General features: G+C 59.9%; 17 protein-coding genes and 4 tRNA genes. 20 read left to right on the top strand and 1 reads right to left on the bottom strand.

Annotation, left to right across the window (positions count from 1 at the left end):
• Positions 1–46 precede the first annotated feature (46 nt).
• From asd to FHW68_RS03485, 18 genes are all read left to right on the top strand, one after another.
• Entirely contained in the window at positions 47–1,159 is a 1,113-nt protein-coding gene (gene asd / locus FHW68_RS03570; RefSeq protein ID WP_095052129.1) for an aspartate-semialdehyde dehydrogenase, read from the top strand.
• Positions 1,160–1,408: 249 nt separating this feature from the next.
• Positions 1,409–2,419, top strand: coding sequence for an aspartate-semialdehyde dehydrogenase (locus FHW68_RS03565; protein WP_095633291.1), 1,011 nt, complete (start codon positions 1,409–1,411; stop codon positions 2,417–2,419).
• Positions 2,420–2,628: 209 nt separating this feature from the next.
• Positions 2,629–5,292: a FimV family protein gene (locus tag FHW68_RS03560; RefSeq protein WP_183678816.1), complete on the top strand. Its 2,664-nt coding sequence runs from the start codon at positions 2,629–2,631 to the stop codon at positions 5,290–5,292.
• A gap of 339 nt (positions 5,293–5,631) precedes the next feature.
• The gene (truA, locus tag FHW68_RS03555; RefSeq protein ID WP_168185105.1) at positions 5,632–6,456 is read left to right on the top strand and encodes a tRNA pseudouridine(38-40) synthase TruA; all 825 of its coding nucleotides are present in this window, start codon (positions 5,632–5,634) and stop codon (positions 6,454–6,456) included.
• Positions 6,457–6,519: 63 nt separating this feature from the next.
• Entirely contained in the window at positions 6,520–7,140 is a 621-nt protein-coding gene (locus FHW68_RS03550; RefSeq protein WP_183678814.1) for a phosphoribosylanthranilate isomerase, read from the top strand.
• 183 nt (positions 7,141–7,323) lie between these two features.
• Positions 7,324–8,244 (top strand): acetyl-CoA carboxylase, carboxyltransferase subunit beta, encoded by a 921-nt coding sequence (gene accD / locus FHW68_RS03545; protein WP_095633287.1) that lies wholly within the window; start codon positions 7,324–7,326, stop codon positions 8,242–8,244.
• A complete protein-coding gene (folC, locus tag FHW68_RS03540) occupies positions 8,241–9,548 on the top strand; it encodes a bifunctional tetrahydrofolate synthase/dihydrofolate synthase (protein WP_183678812.1) in 1,308 nt (435 codons plus the stop codon). The genes accD and folC overlap by 4 nt, the downstream gene beginning before the upstream one ends.
• Positions 9,532–10,203: an SPOR domain-containing protein gene (locus FHW68_RS03535; RefSeq protein WP_183678809.1), complete on the top strand. Its 672-nt coding sequence runs from the start codon at positions 9,532–9,534 to the stop codon at positions 10,201–10,203. The genes folC and FHW68_RS03535 overlap by 17 nt, the downstream gene beginning before the upstream one ends.
• A 98-nt stretch (positions 10,204–10,301) precedes the next feature.
• On the top strand, positions 10,302–10,862 hold the full coding sequence (locus FHW68_RS03530; protein WP_095633284.1) for a CvpA family protein: 561 nt from the start codon (positions 10,302–10,304) through the stop codon (positions 10,860–10,862).
• A gap of 41 nt (positions 10,863–10,903) precedes the next feature.
• Entirely contained in the window at positions 10,904–12,409 is a 1,506-nt protein-coding gene (gene purF / locus FHW68_RS03525; protein WP_095633283.1) for an amidophosphoribosyltransferase, read from the top strand.
• Positions 12,410–12,474: 65 nt separating this feature from the next.
• Positions 12,475–13,686 (top strand): O-succinylhomoserine sulfhydrylase, encoded by a 1,212-nt coding sequence (locus FHW68_RS03520; RefSeq protein ID WP_183678808.1) that lies wholly within the window; start codon positions 12,475–12,477, stop codon positions 13,684–13,686.
• Positions 13,683–14,459, top strand: a complete 777-nt coding sequence (locus tag FHW68_RS03515) for an SDR family oxidoreductase (RefSeq protein WP_183678806.1) — start codon at positions 13,683–13,685, stop codon at positions 14,457–14,459. The genes FHW68_RS03520 and FHW68_RS03515 overlap by 4 nt, the downstream gene beginning before the upstream one ends.
• A 192-nt stretch (positions 14,460–14,651) precedes the next feature.
• Positions 14,652–14,727 (top strand) — tRNA-Val (locus FHW68_RS03510).
• Positions 14,728–14,781: 54 nt separating this feature from the next.
• Positions 14,782–14,858 (top strand) — tRNA-Asp (locus FHW68_RS03505).
• Positions 14,859–14,951: 93 nt separating this feature from the next.
• Positions 14,952–15,028: transfer RNA gene (locus tag FHW68_RS03500), tRNA-Asp, on the top strand.
• Between the two features lie 258 nt (positions 15,029–15,286).
• The gene (locus FHW68_RS03495; RefSeq protein WP_095631499.1) at positions 15,287–15,796 is read left to right on the top strand and encodes a sigma-70 family RNA polymerase sigma factor; all 510 of its coding nucleotides are present in this window, start codon (positions 15,287–15,289) and stop codon (positions 15,794–15,796) included.
• A complete protein-coding gene (locus tag FHW68_RS03490) occupies positions 15,793–16,737 on the top strand; it encodes a FecR domain-containing protein (RefSeq protein WP_183678804.1) in 945 nt (314 codons plus the stop codon). The genes FHW68_RS03495 and FHW68_RS03490 overlap by 4 nt, the downstream gene beginning before the upstream one ends.
• Before the next feature lie 67 nt (positions 16,738–16,804).
• Positions 16,805–19,228 carry a TonB-dependent receptor gene (locus FHW68_RS03485; RefSeq protein WP_183678802.1) on the top strand — a complete coding sequence of 808 codons (2,424 nt, stop codon included), beginning with the start codon at positions 16,805–16,807 and terminating at the stop codon, positions 19,226–19,228.
• Positions 19,229–19,329: 101 nt separating this feature from the next.
• On the opposite strand, the gene FHW68_RS03480 is transcribed toward FHW68_RS03485, so the two are convergent.
• Positions 19,330–20,613 (bottom strand): FAD-binding oxidoreductase, encoded by a 1,284-nt coding sequence (locus tag FHW68_RS03480; RefSeq protein WP_095631496.1) that lies wholly within the window; start codon positions 20,611–20,613, stop codon positions 19,330–19,332.
• A 183-nt stretch (positions 20,614–20,796) separates the two neighbouring features.
• Between FHW68_RS03480 and FHW68_RS03475 the strand changes: the two genes are divergently transcribed.
• Together FHW68_RS03475 and FHW68_RS03470 are read left to right on the top strand one after the other, a co-directional pair.
• Positions 20,797–20,873: transfer RNA gene (locus FHW68_RS03475), tRNA-Val, on the top strand.
• Between the two features lie 160 nt (positions 20,874–21,033).
• A complete protein-coding gene (locus tag FHW68_RS03470; protein WP_095631495.1) occupies positions 21,034–21,501 on the top strand; it encodes an anti-virulence regulator CigR family protein in 468 nt (155 codons plus the stop codon).
• Positions 21,502–21,604 lie beyond the last annotated feature (103 nt).

Genomic DNA, 21,604 nt, shown 5'->3' with positions numbered 1-21,604 from the left:
TCAACCATGAAAGCAGCGGCCCACTTTTGAAGAAGGTGTAGTTGCGATGAAACGTGTAGGTCTGATCGGTTGGCGCGGTATGGTCGGTTCCGTGCTCATGCAGCGGATGCTGGAAGAGCAGGATTTCGATCTTATCGAGCCGGTGTTTTTCACCACTTCCAATGTCGGTGGCCAAGGCCCGTCCGTGGGTAAGGACATTGCTCCGCTCAAGGACGCTTACAGCATTGAAGAGCTGAAAACCCTCGACGTGATTCTGACCTGCCAGGGCGGCGACTACACCAGCGAAGTGTTCCCCAAGCTGCGCGAAGCCGGCTGGCAGGGTTACTGGATCGATGCCGCTTCCAGCCTGCGCATGCAGGATGACGCGGTGATCGTGCTGGACCCGGTGAACCGCAAGGTCATCGACCAGCAGCTCGATGCGGGCACCAAGAACTACATCGGCGGCAACTGCACCGTCAGCCTGATGCTGATGGGCCTGGGTGGCCTGTTCGAAGCCGGTCTGGTCGAGTGGATGAGCGCCATGACTTATCAGGCGGCCTCCGGTGGCGGCGCGCAGCACATGCGTGAACTGATCAAGCAGATGGGTGTGACCCACGCCGCTGTCGCCGATCAACTGGCCGACCCGGCCAGCGCCATCCTCGACATCGATCGCCGTGTTGCCGACGCCATGCGTAGCGACGCCTACCCGACCGAGAACTTCGGCGTGCCGCTGGCCGGCAGCCTGATCCCGTGGATCGACAAGGAACTGCCGAACGGCCAGAGCCGCGAAGAGTGGAAGGCCCAGGCCGAGACCAACAAGATCCTCGGTCGCTTCAAGAGCCCGATCCCGGTCGACGGCATCTGCGTGCGCATCGGCGCCATGCGTTGCCACAGCCAGGCGCTGACCATCAAGCTGAACAAAGACGTGCCGATCGCGGACATCGAAGGGCTGATCAGCCAGCACAACCCTTGGGTCAAACTGGTGCCGAACAACCGCGAAATCAGCATGCAGGAACTGAGCCCTACAAAGGTTACCGGTACCCTGAACGTGCCGGTTGGCCGTTTGCGCAAGCTGAACATGGGGTCACAGTTCGTCGGTGCCTTCACCGTCGGCGACCAACTGCTGTGGGGCGCGGCCGAACCGCTGCGTCGCATGCTGCGGATTCTGCTTGAGCGTTGATCGATTGATGTAATGAAAGAACCCGCGCCTTGAAAGAGGTGCGGGTTTTTTGTTCCCGCCGATCATTCACACGCTCTGCGTGGGAATGCATCCCGTGACGCTCCGCGTCACTGTCTCAACGGCGGACGCAGAGCGTCCATGGCGGCATTCCCACGCAGAGCGTGGGAACGATCAAATCCCCCGTCGAATTGCCTCACTGCCAACCACCCGGTAAAGTGCCGCTCCCCCCGTTTTGCCAGAGGTAGAACCATGAGCCAGTCCTTTGATATTGCCGTGATCGGCGCCACCGGTACTGTCGGCGAAACACTCGTCCAGATTCTCGAAGAGCGGGATTTTCCGGTCGGTAACCTGCACCTGCTGGCGAGCAGTGAATCGGCGGGGCATTCGGTGCCGTTTCGCGGCAAGAACCTGCGGGTGCGGGAAGTCGATGAATTCGATTTCAGCAAGGTCCAGCTGGTGTTCTTTGCCGCCGGCCCGGCGGTGACCCTCAGTTTCGCTCCCCGTGCCACCGCCGCCGGTTGCTCGCTGATCGACCTGTCCGGCGCCTTGCCGGCGGATCAGGCGCCGCAGGTCGTGCCTGAGGCCAACGCCGAAATCCTGGCCGGCCTGAAAAAGCCCTTCCAGGTCAGCAGCCCGAGCCCTTCGGCCGCGACGCTGGCCGTGGTGCTGGCGCCATTGCTCGGTTTGCTCGACCTGCAACGCATCAGCCTGACGGCATGCCTGGCGGTTTCTGCCCAAGGCCGCGAAGCCGTCACTGAACTGGCCCGGCAAACCGCCGAGCTGCTTAACGTGCGTCCGCTGGAGCCGGCGTTCTTTGATCGGCAAATGGCTTTTAACCTGCTGGCGCAAGTGGGTAAGCCTGATGAACAGGGCCATACGTTGCTGGAAAAGCGCCTGGTGCGCGAACTGCGTCAGGTCATGGCGCTACCGTTATTAAAAATTTCCGTCACTTGCATTCAAGCTCCGGTGTTTTTCGGCGATAGCTTTAGCGTGACCTTGCAGTCTTCGAGCGCTGTCGATCTGACAAAAATCAACGCGGCTTTGGAAGCGGCGCCCGGTATAGAACTGGTCGAAGCGGGTGATTACCCGACCCCGGTAGGCGATGCGGTAGGGCAGGACGTGGTTTACGTTGGTCGGGTTCGCAGCGGGATCGACGATCCGGCGGAACTTAATGTATGGCTGACGTCAGATAACGTACGCAAAGGCGCCGCGCTCAATGCTGTGCAGGTGGCTGAATTGTTGATAAAAGACCTGCTGTAAAAGATACTTGGCAACAATTTTATCGAATGATTCCCGTCGAACATCATGCTTGGCGGGAATGCTCAAGGTAGGCCACTCCGCAGGGCTTCCCATTGCATGAATGAAATGATCGCGCGCGACGACCCTTCGCCGCCGCGTGCAATGCCTTACGGCAGCGGCAATCAACACCTTCTCGCTGGCCGAGGAATGTTCAAACAAAGGAAGAGGCTATGGTTCAAGTTCGCAAACTGGTGTTAGCAATAGCGGCCGCCTCGGCGCTGTCCTCCGGTATGGCGCATGCCCTCGGGCTCGGGGAATTGACCCTGAAATCGACGCTGAACCAGCCTCTGGTCGCGGAAATCGAGTTGCTCGACGTCAAGGATCTCACGGCTGCCGAAGTGGTGCCGAACCTGGCCTCGCCCGAAGATTTCGCCAAGGCCGGTGTCGATCGTCAGGCGTTTCTCAATGACCTGACCTTTACCCCGGTACTTAACGCCAGCGGCAAAAGCATCTTGCGCGTGACGTCCAGCAAACCGCTGTCCGAACCGATGGTGAAATTCCTGGTTCAGGTGATGTGGCCCAACGGTCGCCTGCTGCGCGACTACAGCGTGCTGCTCGATCCGTCCAAATTCTCGCCACAGACCGCCGATGCCGCTGCCCAACCGGCGCCAGCCCAAACGGTGACGGCGCCAGTGACTGGCGCGACCAAGTCGTCGCAATACACCACCACGCCGCGCGATACCCTGTGGGAGATCGCCGCGAAAGCACGTAACGGCGGTTCGATCCAGCAGACCATGCTGGCTATCCAGGCGCTGAACCCGGATGCGTTCATCGACGGCAACATCAATCGACTGAAAACCGGCCAGGTGCTGCGTCTGCCTGATCAGCTGCAGAGCACCAATCTGCCGCAACCCAAGGCCATCGCTGAGGTCGCCGCGCAGAACACCGCGTGGCGTCAGGGGCGTCGCTATGTGGCGAAGCCGGGAACCGGGCAGCAGCAACTCGACGCCACCAAACGCGCTCGCGGTGAAGGTGCTTCATCGCAACCTGCCGTCGACAAACTGAGCCTGGTCTCTGCCGACATCGGCAAGGGCGGCAAAGGCGCAGCCGGTGATGCGAAAGCGTTAAGCGATAAGCTGGCCGTTGCCGAGGAAAGCCTCGACGCGACTCGTCGCGACAATGCCGAATTGAAAAGCCGCATGAGCGATCTGCAAAGTCAGCTGGACAAGCTGCAACGACTGATCGAACTGAAGAATAACCAATTGGCCAAGTTGCAGGCCGAAAGCGGCGCGGATGCATCCGCTTCCAGCACTGCGGCGATGTCCGCTGAGCTGGCGGCCAACCCTGCGGCAACGCCAGCGGACGCGGCTCCGGTGCCTGCGCCAGAGACTGGCGCACCAGAAGTCGTTCCGGAGCCAGTCGTCGAGCCAACACCCGATGATCAGAAATTCAACGAGCTGCTGACCAATCCGATCCTGCTGGGTCTGGTGGGTGGCGGTGCAGTGGTGCTGTTGCTCTTGCTATTGTTGCTGGCCCGTCGCCGTAAGGCACAGCAAGAAGCCGAGAAGCATCTGCGCATGGCCCGTGCCTTGGAGGAGGAGCAAGAGTTCTCTGTCGAGCATGATCTGCCGCCAAGCAGCTTCGAAGGCCTGGAAGTTCCGCCGCCGAGCGTGAAACTTGCGACCGCGCCAACGCCAACGCCAACGCCAACGCCAGCACCTGCACCGGCCCCGGTGATTGCGCCGGTTGTGGTGACGCCGCCGATCGCGGCGCCATTGGTGTCGCCTGCCGCCGAGCGTTCCGATCGTTCCGACGACGTATTGGCTCAGGCACAGTCGCACATTGCCGGCGGTCGTCTGAATCAGGCCGTCGCATTGCTGGAAGACGCGATCAAACAAGAGCCGCAACGCAGTGACCTGCGCTTGAAGCTGATGGAAGTCTACGGTCAGCAGGGCGACCGCGACGCGTTTGTCGCTCAGGAGCGTCAACTGGTGGCCAACGGCGATAATTTCGCCCGGGTTGAAAAGTTGAAAAGCCGCTTCCCGGCCATGGCTGTCGTGGCGGCCAGCGGCCTGGCTGCCGCCGCCATCGCTGCCGAGCTGGACGCACAATACGTCAAGGACCTGCTGCTGGACGAGCCGCAAGCCCCGGAGCCGTCATTGTCCGACTTCGACAGCGCATTTGATCTGAGCCTGGACGATCTGGAGGCGGCTACGCCGATCGCGCCAGTTGTTGCTACGCAGCCGGAACCTGCGCTGGAGCCGGAACCAACGCCCGCACCTGCACCAGAAGAGCAGGCTGAATTGGACGAATTCCCGCTGGACGACGATCTGAGCTTTGAGTCGGTGTTGCAGCAGCAGACTGAAATCAAGGAAGACCTCGACGATCTGTCGGTCTTTGACCTGGACATGGACTTGGGGGGTAATGCCTCCCCGGCAACTTTGGCCGAAGATGAATTCCTGCTGAATCTGGATGAAGAGCTTAAGGATTTGCCTGTCGCCGAAGCGGCGCCGGTGACCGAGCCGACGCTTGACGACCTGGAGCTGCCGGCGGACTTCGATCTGTCGCTGGCCGACGAAATGGACGCGGCTCCAGATCAGCCTGACGCCTTTGAAAATGAACTCAACGACGTCAATGCTGAGCTGGATCGTCTGTCCCAGAGCCTCGGTGAGCCGAGCTTCACCGCAGACGACGCGCTGGCTACCGCGGCCGATGAGCCGGACTTCGACTTCCTCTCCGGTACCGACGAAGTCGCCACCAAACTCGACCTGGCCCAGGCCTACATCGACATGGGCGACAGCGACGGCGCTCGGGACATCCTCAATGAGGTGGTGACCGAGGGCGATGCCGGTCAAAAGAGCGAAGCCAAGGAAATGCTCTCGCGACTGGCGTAAGTGATCGACAACGGTGTAAATAAAACGGCAGCCCTGTGAGGCTGCCGTTTTTGTTTGGGCGGGGATGCGATGGCGTCTGCGAGATTGCTATCGCGGGCAAGCCCGCTCCCGCAGGTTGAACTGCCCCCCAAAAGTTGGACACCGATCCTGACTTTTGGGGGGCAGTTCAGGTTTTGTGGGTGTCGAAGATCCTTGTGGGAGCGGGCTTGCCTGCGATGAGGTCGGAACAGTCAATGGAGATCCCTCTGGCGTACCCACCCAACCGCTTTATAATGCCTGCCTTTGCGCAGATCAGCAGGCTGTCACCCCTTGGCAAATATAGATAATCCGGCTGCCGAAATGGCGGCCGACGGCTTTTTCCGGATCGCGTTAGGCGTTGAATACAAAGGCTCACGCTATCGCGGCTGGCAACGCCAGGCCTCCGGTGTGCTCACGGTGCAGGAAACCCTTGAAAACGCCTTGTCCAAAGTCGCCGACTCCCCCGTGTCGCTGCTCTGTGCCGGGCGCACGGATGCCGGGGTGCATGCCTGCGGTCAGGTGGTGCATTTCGATACCCAGGTCGAGCGTTCAATGAAGGCCTGGGTGATGGGCGCCAATATCAATTTGCCCCACGACGTCAGCGTCAGTTGGGCAAAGGTCATGCCGGCGCATTTCCACGCGCGATTCAAGGCGATCGCCCGGCGCTATCGCTATGTGATCTATAACGATCAGATCCGCCCGGCGCACCTGAATGAAGAAATTACCTGGAATCACCGTCCGCTGGACGTCGAGCGCATGGCCGAGGCCGCTCGGTATCTGGTCGGCACCCACGATTTCAGCGCATTTCGCGCCGGCCAGTGCCAAGCCAAGTCGCCGATCAAGGAGCTGCATCACTTGCGCGTGACGCGCCACGGCAAAATGATCGTGCTGGATATTCGCGCCAGTGCGTTCCTGCATCACATGGTGCGCAACATCGCCGGTGTGCTGATGACTATCGGTGCCGGCGAGCGTCCTGTGGAGTGGATGAAAGAAGTGCTGGAAAGTCGTATCCGTCGTTCCGGCGGGGTGACGGCTCATCCGTTCGGCCTGTACCTGGTGCAAGTCGAGTACCGCGACGAGTTCGAATTGCCCGAGCGTTACATCGGCCCACACTTCCTCACCGGCTTCTCGGAACTTGACGGCTGACGCCCTCGAACGCTTTTGTTACCATCCGGGACTTTCCCGGATTTGTCCTGAGGTTATATCGACATGTCAGCCGTTCGCAGCAAAATTTGTGGGATTACCCGCATGGAAGATGCGTTGGCGGCGGTCGAGGCCGGGGCTGATGCCATCGGTTTTGTGTTCTACACCAAAAGCCCACGGGCTGTGACTGTCCAGCAGGCGAGGGCGATCATCAAGGCCTTGCCGCCATTCGTGACCACCGTGGGGTTGTTCGTCAATGCCAGTCGCTGCGAGTTGGGGGAAATCCTCGACGCAGTGCCGCTGGACCTGTTGCAGTTTCATGGCGATGAAACCGCGGCTGACTGCGAAGGCTGGCATCGGCCCTACATCAAGGCGTTGCGGGTCAAGGCCGGTGATGACATCGCAGCGGCTTGCGATGCCTACGCCAGTGCCAGCGGGATCCTGCTCGACACCTACGTCGAAGGTGTTCCCGGCGGAACCGGTGAAGCGTTCGACTGGTCTCTGATACCGCAACATCTGAGCAAGCCGATCATCCTGGCGGGCGGCTTGACACCGGACAACGTCGCCGAGGCGATTGCCCGGGTTCGGCCATACGCGGTGGACGTCAGCGGTGGAGTGGAGGCGAGCAAGGGCATCAAGGATCAGGCAAAGATTCAGGCATTCATCAAAGCGGTTGTAGAGGCTTGATGTGACGGCTGGCACACTGCCGCCGTCCACAGGCATGGCTGAGGATATTTGGGGGTGTACGCAGGTCGCATCTCGCTGACCCGGCACGCCATCGATCATCGCCACACATATGAATTTAGCTCAAGGGCATACGCGGGGCTGCGAACCAGAGCGTTCGAGCCGCCGGTACTGGAGAAAGAAAGCATGAGCAACTGGTTAGTAGACAAACTGATCCCTTCGATCATGCGTTCCGAGGTCAAGAAGAGCTCGGTGCCTGAAGGTCTGTGGCACAAATGCCCGTCTTGCGAGGCGGTGCTGTATCGTCCGGAGCTGGAAAAGACCCTGGATGTTTGCCCCAAGTGCAACCACCACATGCGTATCGGCGCTCGTGCGCGCATCGACATCTTCCTCGACGCTGACGGCCGTGCCGAACTGGGCGCGGACCTGGAGCCGGTTGACCGTCTGAAATTCCGCGACGGCAAGAAATACAAGGATCGCCTGACCGCTGCGCAAAAGCAGACCGGCGAAAAAGACGCACTGATCTCCATGAGCGGCACCTTGCTGGGCATGCCGGTCGTGGTGTCGGCCTTCGAATTCTCCTTCATGGGTGGCTCGATGGGCGCCATCGTCGGTGAGCGCTTCGTGCGTGCCGCCAATTACGCCCTGGAAAACCGTTGCCCGATGATCTGCTTCGCCGCCTCCGGTGGTGCGCGGATGCAGGAAGCACTGATTTCCCTGATGCAAATGGCCAAGACCTCCGCGGTCCTGGCGCGTCTGCGTGAAGAAGGCATTCCGTTCATCTCGGTACTGACCGATCCGGTCTACGGCGGTGTTTCCGCCAGTCTGGCGATGCTGGGTGATGTAATCGTCGGTGAGCCCAAAGCCCTGATCGGTTTCGCCGGCCCGCGTGTTATCGAACAAACCGTTCGCGAAAAGCTGCCGGAAGGCTTCCAGCGCAGTGAGTTCCTGCTGGAGCACGGCGCGATCGACATGATCATTCCTCGTCAGGAACTGCGTCCGCGACTGGGCAACCTGCTGGCACAAATGATGGGACTGCCGACGCCAAAATTCGTCGCCGCGCCGATCGAGCCGATCGTGGTTCCGCCGGTGCCTGCCAACCTATGATCCAACGCACCCTTGGCGAGTGGCTCGCCTACCTGGAACAGTTGCATCCTTCGGCCATCGACATGGGGCTGGAGCGTTCGCAACAGGTAGCGTCTCGGATGGGGCTGGGCAAGCCGGCGCCTCGGGTGATCACGGTCACGGGCACCAACGGCAAGGGTTCTACCTGCGCGTTCGTGGCTTCGTTGCTGCGGGCGCAGGGCCTGAACGTCGGTGTCTACAATTCTCCGCACCTGCTGCGTTACAACGAGCGGGTGCAGGTCAATGGTGTCGAGGCGACCGACGCCGAGCTGTGCGAAGCCTTTGCTGCGGTCGAGGCCGGTCGTGGCGACACGTCCCTGACGTACTTCGAAATGGGTACCTTGGCGGCGTTCTGGTTGTTTCAACAGGCAGGGCTTGATGCGGTAGTGCTGGAAGTCGGCCTGGGCGGGCGTCTGGATACCGTCAACGTAGTGGATGCCGATATCGCGCTGGTCACCAGCATCGGCGTCGATCATGCGGACTATCTGGGTGATACCCGAGAGTCCGTGGCTTACGAAAAAGCCGGCATTTTCCGCCAGGGCGCGCCTGCGCTCTGTGGCGATCTGAATCCTCCTCAACCTCTGCTGGATAAAGCGCGCGAGCTCAAGTGCCCGTTTTTCCTGCGTGGACGCGATTTCGACCTGGGTATCACCGATCACAACTGGCAATGGCGCGGCCTTGATGCCCAAGGGCGTGCAGTCGAGTTGCATGACTTGCCATTGCTCGATCTGCCAATGGAAAACGCCGCCCTGGCGTTGCAGGCTTATCTGCTGCTCGGTTTGCCTTGGATGGATGCGCGGATTATCGAAGCCTTGAAAGCGACACGGGTGGTCGGTCGTCTCGATCGCCGTCAGCTCAATTGGCAGGGCAAGCGTCTTAATGTATTGCTGGACGTCGGGCACAACCCCCATGCGGCAGAGTACCTGGCCCGTCGCCTGGCCAGTCGGCCTCCGGCCGGCAAGCGTCTGGCGGTATTCGGGTTGTTGGCGGACAAGGACCTGGATGGTGTTGTCGGTGAATTGAATGCTAGTGTCCAGCATTGGGCTGTCGCCCCGCTGGATTCGCCGCGGGCGCGACCCGTTGAGCAGTTGCACGCGGCATTGCAGAACCTGGGCGCCTCGGTAACGTCTTATGACAGCGTGGCCGCTGCCCTGGAAGGGCAGTGCGCGCAAGCGACGAGCGACGACGAAATTCTGTTGTTCGGATCATTTTATTGTGTCGCCGAGGCCCTTGAATGGCTGGCCCGGCACTCCACGGAGGAAGCGGCAAATGGCTTTGCTGGATAAGGCGTATAAGCAGCGCATGGTCGGTGCCCTGGTGCTGGTCGCGCTGGCGGTGATTTTCCTGCCGATGCTGTTTTCCCGTCAGGACGAACAGCGCCAGGTGAGGGTCGACGCCCCGGCCGCACCGCAAGCGCCAGCGGCACCGCAAGTGCAGGTCGAGCCTGTGGTAGTGCCTGAGCCGCAGGCATTGCCGCAAGAACCTGTGCCAAGCGATGATGAAATTGCCGCGCAGCAAGCGCCGTCGGCACCGATTGCGCCAAGTGCGCCGAGTGCACCCGTGGTTCCAGCGCCACCGGCTGCCAAACCGGTCACACCACCTCCGGCGCCAGTCGCCAAGCCTGTGCCGGCACCTGCGCAGCCAATCGCTGTCGCACCGAGCAAGCCGGCTGCCACCCCAAACCGCGTCGATGCCAATGGCCTGTCGGTCAGTTGGTCGGTGCAACTGGCCAGCCTGTCGAGCCGTGAGAGCGCTGAAAGCCTGCAGAAAACTCTGCGCAGCCAAGGCTATAACGCCTACATCCGCTCCGCTGATGGCAAGAATCGGGTTTTTGTCGGGCCGCTGATCGAGCGCGCGGAGGCCGATCGCTTGCGTGACTTGTTGAGTCGCCAGCAGAACCTCAAGGGCTTTGTCGTGCGTTTTCAGCCTGAGCGTGGTTAAAACTATCACCCTGATTTGAAAAGCACTGACAATCTCAGCTTACCGACAGCCATGGGCTCTGCTAAAATGCGCCGCCTCATCTGTCTGTAGGCTGCACTGTGCCATTTACCTGGGTTGACTGGGCGATCGTTGCAATCGTCGCCATCTCCGCTTTGATCAGTCTTAGCCGCGGCTTCGTCAAAGAAGCACTCTCGCTGCTGACCTGGATCATCGCAGGAGCCGTTGCCTGGATGTTTGGTGGTTCATTGTCCGAGTACCTCGGCGGATACATCGAAACACCATCGGCTCGCGTGATCGCGGGTTGTACCATCATGTTTGTCGCCACTTTAATCGTAGGCGCAATGATCAATTATCTTATCGGCGAGTTGGTTCGCGTCACCGGGCTATCCGGGACCGATCGATTCCTCGGCATGGCCTTCGGCGCCGCGCGTGGCGTGTTGCTGGTGGTCGTGGCGGTCGGGCTGTTGAGCCTGGGGCCGGTACAGCAGGACGGGTGGTGGCAACAATCACAGCTCGTGCCAAAATTTCTATTGGTCGCAGACTGGTCCAAAAACCTGATCCTTGGGTGGAGCAGTCAGTGGCTTGCCAGCGGAATCAGCGTACCCGCTGATATACCGTTCAAGGAGCACCTCTTGCCGACGGCCAAAACGCCTCAGTGAGTTGTGTTCAGTTCAGATCCATTAAGTAGGGGTTGCGTCGCATGTGTGGCATCGTCGGTATCGTCGGTAAGTCGAACGTCAATCAGGCGCTGTATGACGCGCTAACCGTCCTCCAGCACCGCGGCCAGGACGCTGCCGGTATCGTGACCAGCCATGATGGCCGGTTATTCCTGCGCAAGGACAATGGGCTGGTGCGTGACGTGTTTCATCAACGTCACATGCAGCGCCTGGTCGGCCACATGGGCATAGGCCATGTGCGTTACCCGACTGCGGGCAGCTCGACTTCGGCCGAGGCCCAACCGTTTTACGTCAACTCGCCGTACGGCATTACCCTGGCGCATAACGGTAACCTGACCAACGTTGAACAGCTGGCCAAGGAGATTTACGAATCTGACCTGCGCCACGTCAACACCAATTCCGATTCGGAAGTGCTGCTCAACGTGTTCGCGCACGAACTGGCCCAGCGCGGCAAGTTGCAGCCGACCGAAGAAGACGTGTTCGCCGCTGTCACCGACGTGCACAACCGTTGCGTCGGTGGTTACGCGGTCGTGGCGATGGTGACCGGTTACGGCATCGTCGGTTTCCGCGATCCGCACGGCATCCGTCCGATCGTTTTCGGTCAGCGTCATACCGACGAAGGCGTCGAGTACATGATCGCCTCCGAAAGCGTTTCGCTGGACGTACTCGGTTTTACCCTGATTCGCGACCTGGCACCGGGCGAAGCGGTCTACATCACTGAAGACGGCAAGCTGCACACCCGTCAGTGTGCGACCAACCCGTCGCTGACGCCGTGCATTTTCGAACACGTCTATCTGGCGCGTCCGGACTCGATCATCGACGGCGTCTCGGTCTACAAGGCCCGCCTGCGCATGGGCGAGAAGCTTGCCGAGAAGATCCTGCGCGAGCGTCCGGACCACGACATCGATGTGGTCATCCCGATTCCGGACACCAGCCGCACCGCGGCCCTGGAGCTGGCGAACCACCTGGGCGTCAAGTTCCGCGAAGGCTTTGTGAAGAACCGCTACATCGGCCGGACCTTCATCATGCCGGGTCAGGCTGCACGGAAAAAATCCGTACGCCAGAAGCTCAACGCCATCGAACTGGAGTTCCGCGGCAAGAACGTGATGCTGGTGGACGACTCCATCGTTCGCGGCACCACCTGCAAGCAGATCATCCAGATGGCTCGCGAAGCCGGTGCCAAAAACGTCTATTTCTGCTCCGCTGCACCGGCGGTGCGTTACCCGAACGTTTATGGCATCGACATGCCGAGCGCTCACGAGTTGATCGCGCACAACCGTTCGACCCAGGACGTTGCTGACCTGATCGGCGCTGACTGGTTGATCTATCAGGACCTGCCTGACTTGATCGAAGCGGTCGGTGGCGGCAAGATCAAGATCGAGAAGTTCGATTGTGCGGTGTTCGACGGCCAGTACGTCACCGGTGACGTCGACGAGACTTACCTGAACAAGATCGAGCAGGCGCGCAACGATGCCTCCAAGGTCAAGACCCAGGCAGTCAGTGCGATCATTGATCTGTACAACAACTGAGTAATTACCGGCCCCTAGGGGCCGGTTTTGTATCTACTAAAAAGAGCAAGGCAAGGAGTGACAGCATGAGTCAGGATTGGGATGCCGGTCGGCTGGACAGCGACCTCGAAGGCGTAGCGTTCGATACCCTGGCCGTACGCGCCGGTCAGCACCGCACGCCGGAAGGCGAACACGGTGACCCGATGTTCTTCACTTCCAGCTACGTATTCCGTACCGCCGCCGACGCAGCCGCGCGCTTTGCCGGTGAAGTGCCGGGCAACGTTTACTCGCGCTACACCAACCCGACCGTGCGTGCGTTCGAGGAGCGTATTGCCGCGCTGGAAAGCGCCGAGCAAGCCGTGGCCACCGCCACCGGCATGGCCGCGATCATGGCGGTGGTGATGAGCCTGTGCAGTGCCGGCGATCATGTACTGGTCTCGCGCAGCGTGTTCGGCTCGACCATCAGCCTGTTCGAGAAGTACTTCAAGCGCTTTGGTATTGAGGTCGATTACGTGCCATTGGCGGATTTGTCCGGTTGGGATGCCGCGATCAAGGCCAACACTAAATTGCTGTTCGTCGAATCGCCCTCCAACCCGCTGGCTGAGTTGGTGGACATCGCGGAGCTGTCGAAAATCGCTCATGCCAAAGGCACGATGCTGGTGGTCGACAACTGCTTCTGCACCCCCGCGTTGCAGCAGCCTTTGAAGCTCGGCGCGGATATCGTTGTGCACTCGGCGACCAAGTTCATCGATGGCCAGGGGCGTTGCATGGGCGGTGTTGTGGCCGGTCGTAGCGAGCAGATGAAAGAAGTCGTCGGTTTTCTGCGTACTGCCGGGCCGACCCTCAGCCCGTTCAACGCCTGGATCTTCCTCAAGGGGCTGGAAACGCTGAGCCTGCGCATGAAGGCACACTGCGCCAATGCCCAGCAACTGGCCGAATGGCTGGAGCAGCAGGGCGGTATCGAGAAAGTCCATTACGCCGGCCTCAAGAGCCATCCGCAGTACGAATTGGCCCGGCGTCAGCAGAAAGGCTTCGGTGCGGTCGTGAGTTTCGAAGTCAAGGGCGGCAAAGAGGGCGCCTGGCGCTTCATCGATGCGACCCGCCTGATTTCCATCACCGCCAACCTGGGCGACAGCAAAACCACCATCACGCACCCGAGTACCACCTCTCACGGTCGTCTCGCGCCGCAAGAGCGTGAGGCGGCAGGGATCCGTGACAGCCTGATCCGCATCGCGGTCGGTCTGGAAGACGTGGCCGACCTGCAAGCCGATCTGGCGCGCGGGTTGGCTGCCTTGTGATCGAGTTGTCGACGCCGACCACGGGCACCCATGGCCGCGTCGCGCTGGTCACCGGTGCTGCGCGCGGCATCGGCTTGGGGATCGCGGCCTGGCTGATCAGCGAAGGCTGGCAAGTGGTGCTGACTGATCTGGATCGAGAGCGCGGTTCGAAAGTGGCGAAGGTCCTTGGCGAAAACGCCTGGTTCATCGCCATGGACGTCGCGAATGAAGCGCAGGTGGCGCTGGGCGTGGCTGAAGTGCTGGGGCAATTCGGGCGTCTGGATGCGTTGGTATGCAATGCGGCGGTGGCCGACCCGCACAACATCACCCTGGAAAGCCTCGATCTGGATTACTGGAATCGGGTGTTGGCGGTGAACCTCAGCGGGCCGATGCTGTTGGCCAAGCACTGCGCGCCTTACCTGCGCGCTCACAGCGGTGCCATCGTCAATCTGGCCTCGACCCGTGCCGCACAGTCGGAGCCCGACACAGAGGCTTATGCGGCGAGCAAGGGGGGGCTGTTGGCCCTGACTCACGCCTTGGCCATCAGTTTAGGGCCGGAAATCCGTGTCAACGCAGTCAGCCCGGGCTGGATCGATGCGCGAGACCCTGCAGTGCGACGCGCCGAACCGCTGACCGATGCCGATCATGCGCAGCATCCGGCGGGCAGGGTAGGCACGGTCGAGGACGTGGCGGCGATGGTGGCGTGGTTGCTGTCCAGGAACGCCGGTTTCGTCACGGGTCAGGAATTCGTGGTCGATGGTGGCATGACCAAGAAGATGATTTACAGCGAGTAACACGGCAGGGCGCTGTCGTCCGCATGGATGTCGAATGTGCCGCCTTCATCGCGAGCAGGCTCGCGAAAGCGGTCTGACGGTTGCCGACCTCGTTCGGAATGACACGATTTTGTCTTTTTCAGAAAAACTTCAAGCGGGGTATTGACTTAGCTTCGGTACCTGCGTAAATTTCGCGGCCTCGGAGATGCAAACGGGTGATTAGCTCAGCTGGGAGAGCGTCTGCCTTACAAGCAGAATGTCGGCGGTTCGATCCCGTCATCACCCACCACTTCCGAGAGTCTTGCGAAAGCAAGATGGAAGCTTTTAAAGCCTCCACCGACGCGCAGCGGTAGTTCAGTCGGTTAGAATACCGGCCTGTCACGCCGGGGGTCGCGGGTTCGAGTCCCGTCCGCTGCGCCATATTTTCCGAGTCAGGTCTACCTGACTCGAGATTGAAAAGCCTCAAAGCTTTCCAGTCAGACGAGTTACTTGGGCGAAAGTCCAAAGCGATACGCAGCGGTAGTTCAGTCGGTTAGAATACCGGCCTGTCACGCCGGGGGTCGCGGGTTCGAGTCCCGTCCGCTGCGCCATATCTGCCTCAAGGCCCACTGAACGCCTTGGTGCTACGAAGCAAGTCATTGGTATAGCCAGTGTCTGTTTCGAGTCGATAGCAAAAACCCTGGTCGAAAGACCGGGGTTTTTTGTGTCTGCGATTTGGCTTTTCCTCTCTTGTGTCCTTCCCGCCCAACCTTTCTGCGCCCCATTGCATAAAGGACTTGGTTCACAGCGTCGACATTAATTAGAATCACTCTCATTTACGATAACTCCTTGGCACAGGGCTTCTTGAGATGAGTGATGCAGCGATGCCGAAGGAGCAAACCTTCCACGACCTGTACCGCGATCACCGTGGCTGGCTGGAAGGCTGGTTGAGAAGACGCATGGGCAATGGCTGTGATGCGGCGGATCTCAGTCAGGATACGTTCCTGCGCTTGCTCGCCAGCTCTCAGCGAATTGCCGATTTGCAAGAGCCTCGTGCCTATTTGCTCACTATGGGCAAACGCCTGCTGAGTAATTTCTATAAACGTCGAAGTCTTGAGCAGGCTTATCTGACGGCGCTGGCGGCATTGCCGGAAGACTGTGTGCCGTCGCCCGAGCAGCGCTGGTTGTTGCTCGAAACCCTGCAAGCCCTGGATGAACTGCTTGATGGTTTGCCAGCGGCAGTGCGCAGGGCGTTTCTCTGGAGTCAGCTGGAAGGCTTGACCTATCAGCACATCGCCGAGCGCTTGAAAGTATCGGAGCGCACGATCAAACGCTACATGGCGCAAGCCTATGAGCATTGCTTGTTGGTGGAACTGTGAACAGTTCGGTGCCCGATGCCCGTCAGGCAGTGCGAGCTGCCGCGCAGTGGCTCGCCTTGCTGGAATCTGGAAGTGCCAATGAGCAGGATCATGCGAATCTGCAGCGTTGGCGCGACAGTTGCGTCAGCCACGAGCAGGCCTGGCAGAAGGCTCAAGCCTTGCGTCAGCGGTTTGCCGATCTGCCTTCAGCGTTGGCGCTCAAAAGTCTGGATCGCCCCGAGCCCGGTCGGCGTGTGGTGCTCAAGCGTGCATTGGGGGCGGTTGCGTTGGTACCGGCGGCTTGGCTGATCAGCCGACAACTGCCTTTGGATGTCTGGCGAGCCGATTTGCACACGGCCACCGGAGAGCGCAAACAGATGCAGCTCGCTGATGGCAGTTCCTTGCAGCTCAACACGGCCAGTGCCGTCGATGTGGATCTGCAGAACCGTCGCTTGAAGCTGATCGAAGGGGAGTTGTCGCTAAAAGTACCAAGCGCATCGCCGCTAACGATTCAAACAAAGTTTGGGCAGATCATCGTCAGCCAAAGCGAAGTCTGTGTTCGTCAGGAGGCGCGCGGTTGCCGCGTGTCGGTGTACCACGGCGCCGTACAATTGCAGCCCTTGCGAGGGCCGGTATTGGCGTTGGGTGGCGGTCAACAAATCAGTCTTCAAGCAACCGGTGTCGGGCCGATCAGCTCGTTCGATGTGCTCGCGCCAGGTTGGCGAGAGGGTGTGCTGATCGCGAAAAACCAGCCGCTGGGAGATTTTCTGCGCGAACTCAGTACTTATCGACCGGGTGTGCTGCGTTGGGAGCCGGAGCTTGAGGCGCTGCGCGTCACCGGCAGTTTTCGCCTGGACGACACCGATCGCGTCCTCGCGTTGCTCGCGGCCAGCCTGCCGCTGGAAGTGCATTCACGTACCCGTTATTGGGTGACGTTGCTGCCGCGTAAAAATAGTGTGTGAAGCCTGTCCCCTTTTTTCGACTCGCTTGTCATTCAAGGCATGTGAACGAATCAAGAGAGCACTATCAATGCCCGCAGTAATACCTTTTTGTCCGCGTCCGGCTTCTTCCCGCCTGCGTCCGTTGTTGCACCTGAGCCTGATGCTGGGCCTGAGTGCCAGTCCGTTGTTCATCACTGCCAGTTGGGCTGAAGACAGTGCCCGGCGCAATTATCAGGTGCCTGCCGGCAGCCTGAGTGATGCGCTGACCCGGTTTGCCGGTCTGTCTGGGGTCAATCTCTCGGTCGATCCGGCACTGGTGGGCGCTCGTACCAGTTCCGGCCTTTCCGGCGAATACGCGGTCGAGGAGGGCTTTGCCCGGCTGTTGCAGGGTTCTGGTCTGCAATTGCAATCGGTGGGCGATCAAGCCTATATCCTGGCCCCGGCTCCAGAAAGCAGCAGCCTGCAACTGGCTCCCACGTCGATTCTCGGTGCCACGGGCGAGGCGGGCGGTGAGGTGTATGCCGGCGGTCAGGTCGCGCGCCGCGGTTCGCAAGGCTTGCTGGGCTCGAAAGATTTCATGGAAACGCCGTTCAGCATGATCACCTACACCGATGAGGCGGTCAAAAACCTGCAGGCTCGTACCTTGGGCGATCTGATCGCCAGCGATCCTTCGGTTCGCGCCACCAACCCGGCGGGTGGGCGTTATGAGCAGTTCACCATTCGCGGTTTCAGCCTGTTCAACAGCGATGTTGCCTACAACGGTCTCTACGGCATCCTGCCTACCTATACGATCGACATGGAGATGGCTGACCGCGTCGACATCATCAAGGGCCCGAGCCAGCTCATCAACGGCATCTCGCCGCGGGGCAGTGTGGGTGGCGGGATCAACGTGGTGCCCAAGCGCGCGACCGACAAGCCCATCACTTCGTTCACCGGTAGCTACGCTTCCGACAGCCAGGTCGGTGGTGCCGTGGACGTCGGCCGGCGTTTTGGTGAAGACAACAAATTCGGTATTCGCTTCAACGGCGTGAAGCAGTCCGGCGACACCGAATGGGATCACCAGAATGTCGACCGCGAAATGGCCGTGCTGGGCCTGGATTTTCGCGGTGAACGCCTGAGACTCTCCACGGACATCGGGCGCACCGAGCGTGATACCGACGCCCCGCAGGAGCGCGTGCAGGTCGGCGCCAATGCCAAGGTGCCGAATGCGAACGATGTTCGTGACAACTACGCGCAGCCTTGGAGCAAGGCGAGTACCAACGACACGTTCGGGACGGTGAATGGCGAATTTGATGTCAGCGATTCCGTCATGCTGTACGGGGGCGTGGGCGCGCGTAAAAGCAATCATGACTTCCTCCGGCATGCCGTTGCGGTCACCAATGATGCCGGCGATTTCAGCGTTCAGCCGCGTGACTTCACCCGTGATGAAAATGTCCGCACGGCCACGGCAGGGGTGCGCAACTGGTTTCATACCGGCCCTGTGAGCCATGAAGTCAATCTGGCCGCCAGCTATTTCTACATGGACTTCGAAAATGGCGGCGCCCGTTATGCCGCGGCCCGCAGCAACCTCTACGACCCCGTGAAAACACCAGCACCTGTCAGACCCACTCGGCTCGATTCGCAGGTCTATACCGAGAACCGCTTCAGCGGCGTGGCGTTGTCCGACACCCTGGGTTTCTTCGATGACCGGCTGCTGCTGACCCTCGGCGCCCGCTGGCAACGCGTGAAGGTTGACGACTGGGCGGATGATGTCAAAGGCGCCACGGCCTACGATGAGGAAAAGGTTTCGCCGTCGGGCGGTATCCTGTTTAAGGCAACCGATAAGCTGTCGCTGTATGCCAACTACATGGAGGGCCTGAGCCAGGGCAAGATCGCGCCATCGACCTCGGTGAACGAGGATGAGATATTCCCGCCGTTCATCAGTCGCCAGGTCGAGGTCGGCGCCAAGTATGACGCGGGTGCGTTCGCTGTGACTGCCGCGATGTTCCGGATCAAGCAGCCGGCCTATGAGACCAATGCCACGACGCGGGTTTTCGGCCCGAACGGCAAGCGTGAGAATACGGGTGTGGAACTGAGTGTGTTCGGCGAGCCGCTCAAAGGTTTTCGCCTGCTCGGCGGTGTCATGTACATCGACAGCGAGTTGACCGACACCACCAATGGCGCCTTCGACGGCAACCGGGCGCCAGCCACGCCGAAATACAACATCAACCTGGGCGCCGAGTGGGATGTGCCGGCCATACACGGTCTGACCCTGACCAGTCGCGGCCTCTATTCCAGCTCGCAATATCTGGACCAGTCCAACAATAAGGAAATCGATGCCTGGGAGCGGCTCGACGTGGGGGCACGCTACGCGTTCAAGATCGATGAAAAGAACATCACCCTGCGTGCCAATGTCGAGAACGTGGCGGATAAACGCTACTGGAGTTCGGCCGGGGCCTCGGATGACAGCGAGCCTGGCTTGACGTTGTCGACCCCGCGTACCTACCTGCTGTCGGCGACGGTCGACTTCTGAATACTGTCTATTTCTGCAAATGGATCAGAAGTGAAATCTGAAGGCCGCCCGAGGCGAAATGCGGATGGCGGCTGTGAAGCCGCCTCCTGCTCGATTGTCAGTCAGAACCCCAGTTTGTCTCGCAATCCGTAATACCAGGCGCCCAGCGCAGCGAACGGTGTACGCAGCAATTGCCCGCCGGGGAAGGGGTAGTGGGGCAAGTCGGCAAAGGCATCAAAACGCTCGGCCTGACCGCGCAATGCTTCAGCCAGTACCTTGCCCGCCAGGTGGGTATAGGTCACACCGTGGCCACTGCAACCTTGGGAATAGTAGATGTTTTCGCCCAGCCGTCCGACCTGAGGAAGGCGCGATAGCGTGAGCAGGAAATTGCCGGTCCAGGCGTAATCGATTTTCACGTCCTTGAGCTGAGGGAAAACCTTGAGCATCTTCGGTCGAATGATCGCCTCGATGTTCGCCGGGTCGCGCGCACCGTAGACCACGCCGCCACCGAAAATCAGGCGTTTGTCAGCACTCAGGCGGTAGTAGTCGAGCAGGTAGTTACAGTCTTCGACGCAATAATCCTGGGGTAACAGGCTTTTGGCCAATTCATCGCCCAGGGGTTCGGTGGTAATTACTTGGGTCCCGCAGGGCATCGACTTGGCCGCCAGTTCTGGCACCAGATTGCCGAGGTACGCGTTGCCCGCAACGATGATGAATTTGGCCCTGACCTTGCCCTGAGGCGTATGCACCACCGGATTGGCGCCGCGCTCGATGCGCACCGCTGGCGACTGCTCGTAAACAGTGCCACCCAGCGACTCCACGGCTGCTGCCTCGCCCAAGACAAGATTGAGCGGATGAATATGCCCACCGCTCATATCGAGCATGCCGCCGACATACTGATCGCAAGCCACTACTTCGCGGATGCGTCGCTGATCCAGCAACTCAAGTTGCGTGTGACCGAAACGCTCCCACAGGCGCTTCTGGGATTCCAGATGGCCCATCTGCTTGGCTGTAATGGCGGCGAACACACCGCCGTCTTTCAAGTCGCACTGGATGTTGTATTTGGCCACTCGCTCACGAATGATCCGTCCACCTTCGAACGCCATTTGCCCCAGCAGTTGAGCTTGTTTGGGACCGACAGTGCGCTCGATTACATCGATATCGCGGCTGTAGCTATTAACGATCTGGCCACCGTTGCGTCCCGATGCGCCAAAACCCACTTTGGCGGCTTCCAGGACGGTGACCCGAAAACCGTTCTCCAGTAGAAACAGGGCAGAGGACAGGCCGGTATAACCGGCTCCGATGACACAGACATCAGTCTCTACATCATCCTGCAAGGCCTGGCGCGGCGGCGCTACATTGGCCGACGCGGCGTAATAGGACTCTGGGTAGGGAGTGTTCGCCATCCTGCAGCCTCTGTTTAATATATTTTACGAGTGCGTCGATCCTACCCGAGTTAAAAAACCGCCGCCAGTCAGCGGAAAATCTTCTTTGTCGAAGCGAAATTAAATATTTTGCATATTCATAGGGTTAGGTGAAAAAAAGGTGTTGACACCCCTTTGGAATTCCGTAGAATGCCGCCTCACAGCAGGCACGTAGCTCAGTTGGTTAGAGCACCACCTTGACATGGTGGGGGTCGTTGGTTCGAGTCCAATCGCGCCTACCAAACAAAATCCGCTCTGCTGGGCGGTCTGGAAGGGCTCACCGAAAGGTGGGCCCTTTTTTGTTGGCTGCGATTTAACGAGTTCCAGTGAATACAGTTTCTGAACTAATACAGCTATAACCGTCTACATTGCAGGGGCCATCCCCTTTCAGAGAGAACGGATATGTTTAAATCTCGCTCGTTGATTGTCGCTATGACGTGTCTTGCCTTGGCGTCCGGTTCAATGACTGCATTGGCCGACCCGGGAAACGGGAAAGGCCAGGGAAGCGGCAAGGGAAATCCACAAAACAGCCAGGATCATGGCAACGCCAGTCCTGGAAACAAAGGCAAGGGTTCAGGCGGTGACGATTGGAGTCACGGCCCGAGCATCAACCACGGCAGTGTCCTCGGCATCGTGGGTGGTTATCGCGACTACTGGAGCCCCGGGCCCGCCTTGCCCCCCGGCATTCAGAAAAACCTCGCTCGCGGAAAACCGCTACCACCGGGGATCGCCAAAAAACTCGATGGCCGATTGCTCGGCAGGCTTCCGCATTACGATGGCTACGAATGGCGCCAGGCTGGCACTGACTTGATCTTGGTGGCGATCGCTACCGGGATCATCTACGAAGTCCTCAATGGCGCATTCGATTGATATGAAACCGAGCCATTCAATCGCGTCCTCGTAGCATAACGACCTGTAAATCACGGGAAGCAATGTGCAGTTTTTCGATAATTGCACATTGCCTGCCCGCTGG

Source organism: Pseudomonas sp. Tn43, from assembly GCF_014192635.1.
Taxonomy (GTDB): domain Bacteria; phylum Pseudomonadota; class Gammaproteobacteria; order Pseudomonadales; family Pseudomonadaceae; genus Aquipseudomonas.
Note: the sequence above shows the minus strand (reverse complement) of the source record. Positions and strands in the feature narration are given on the sequence as shown.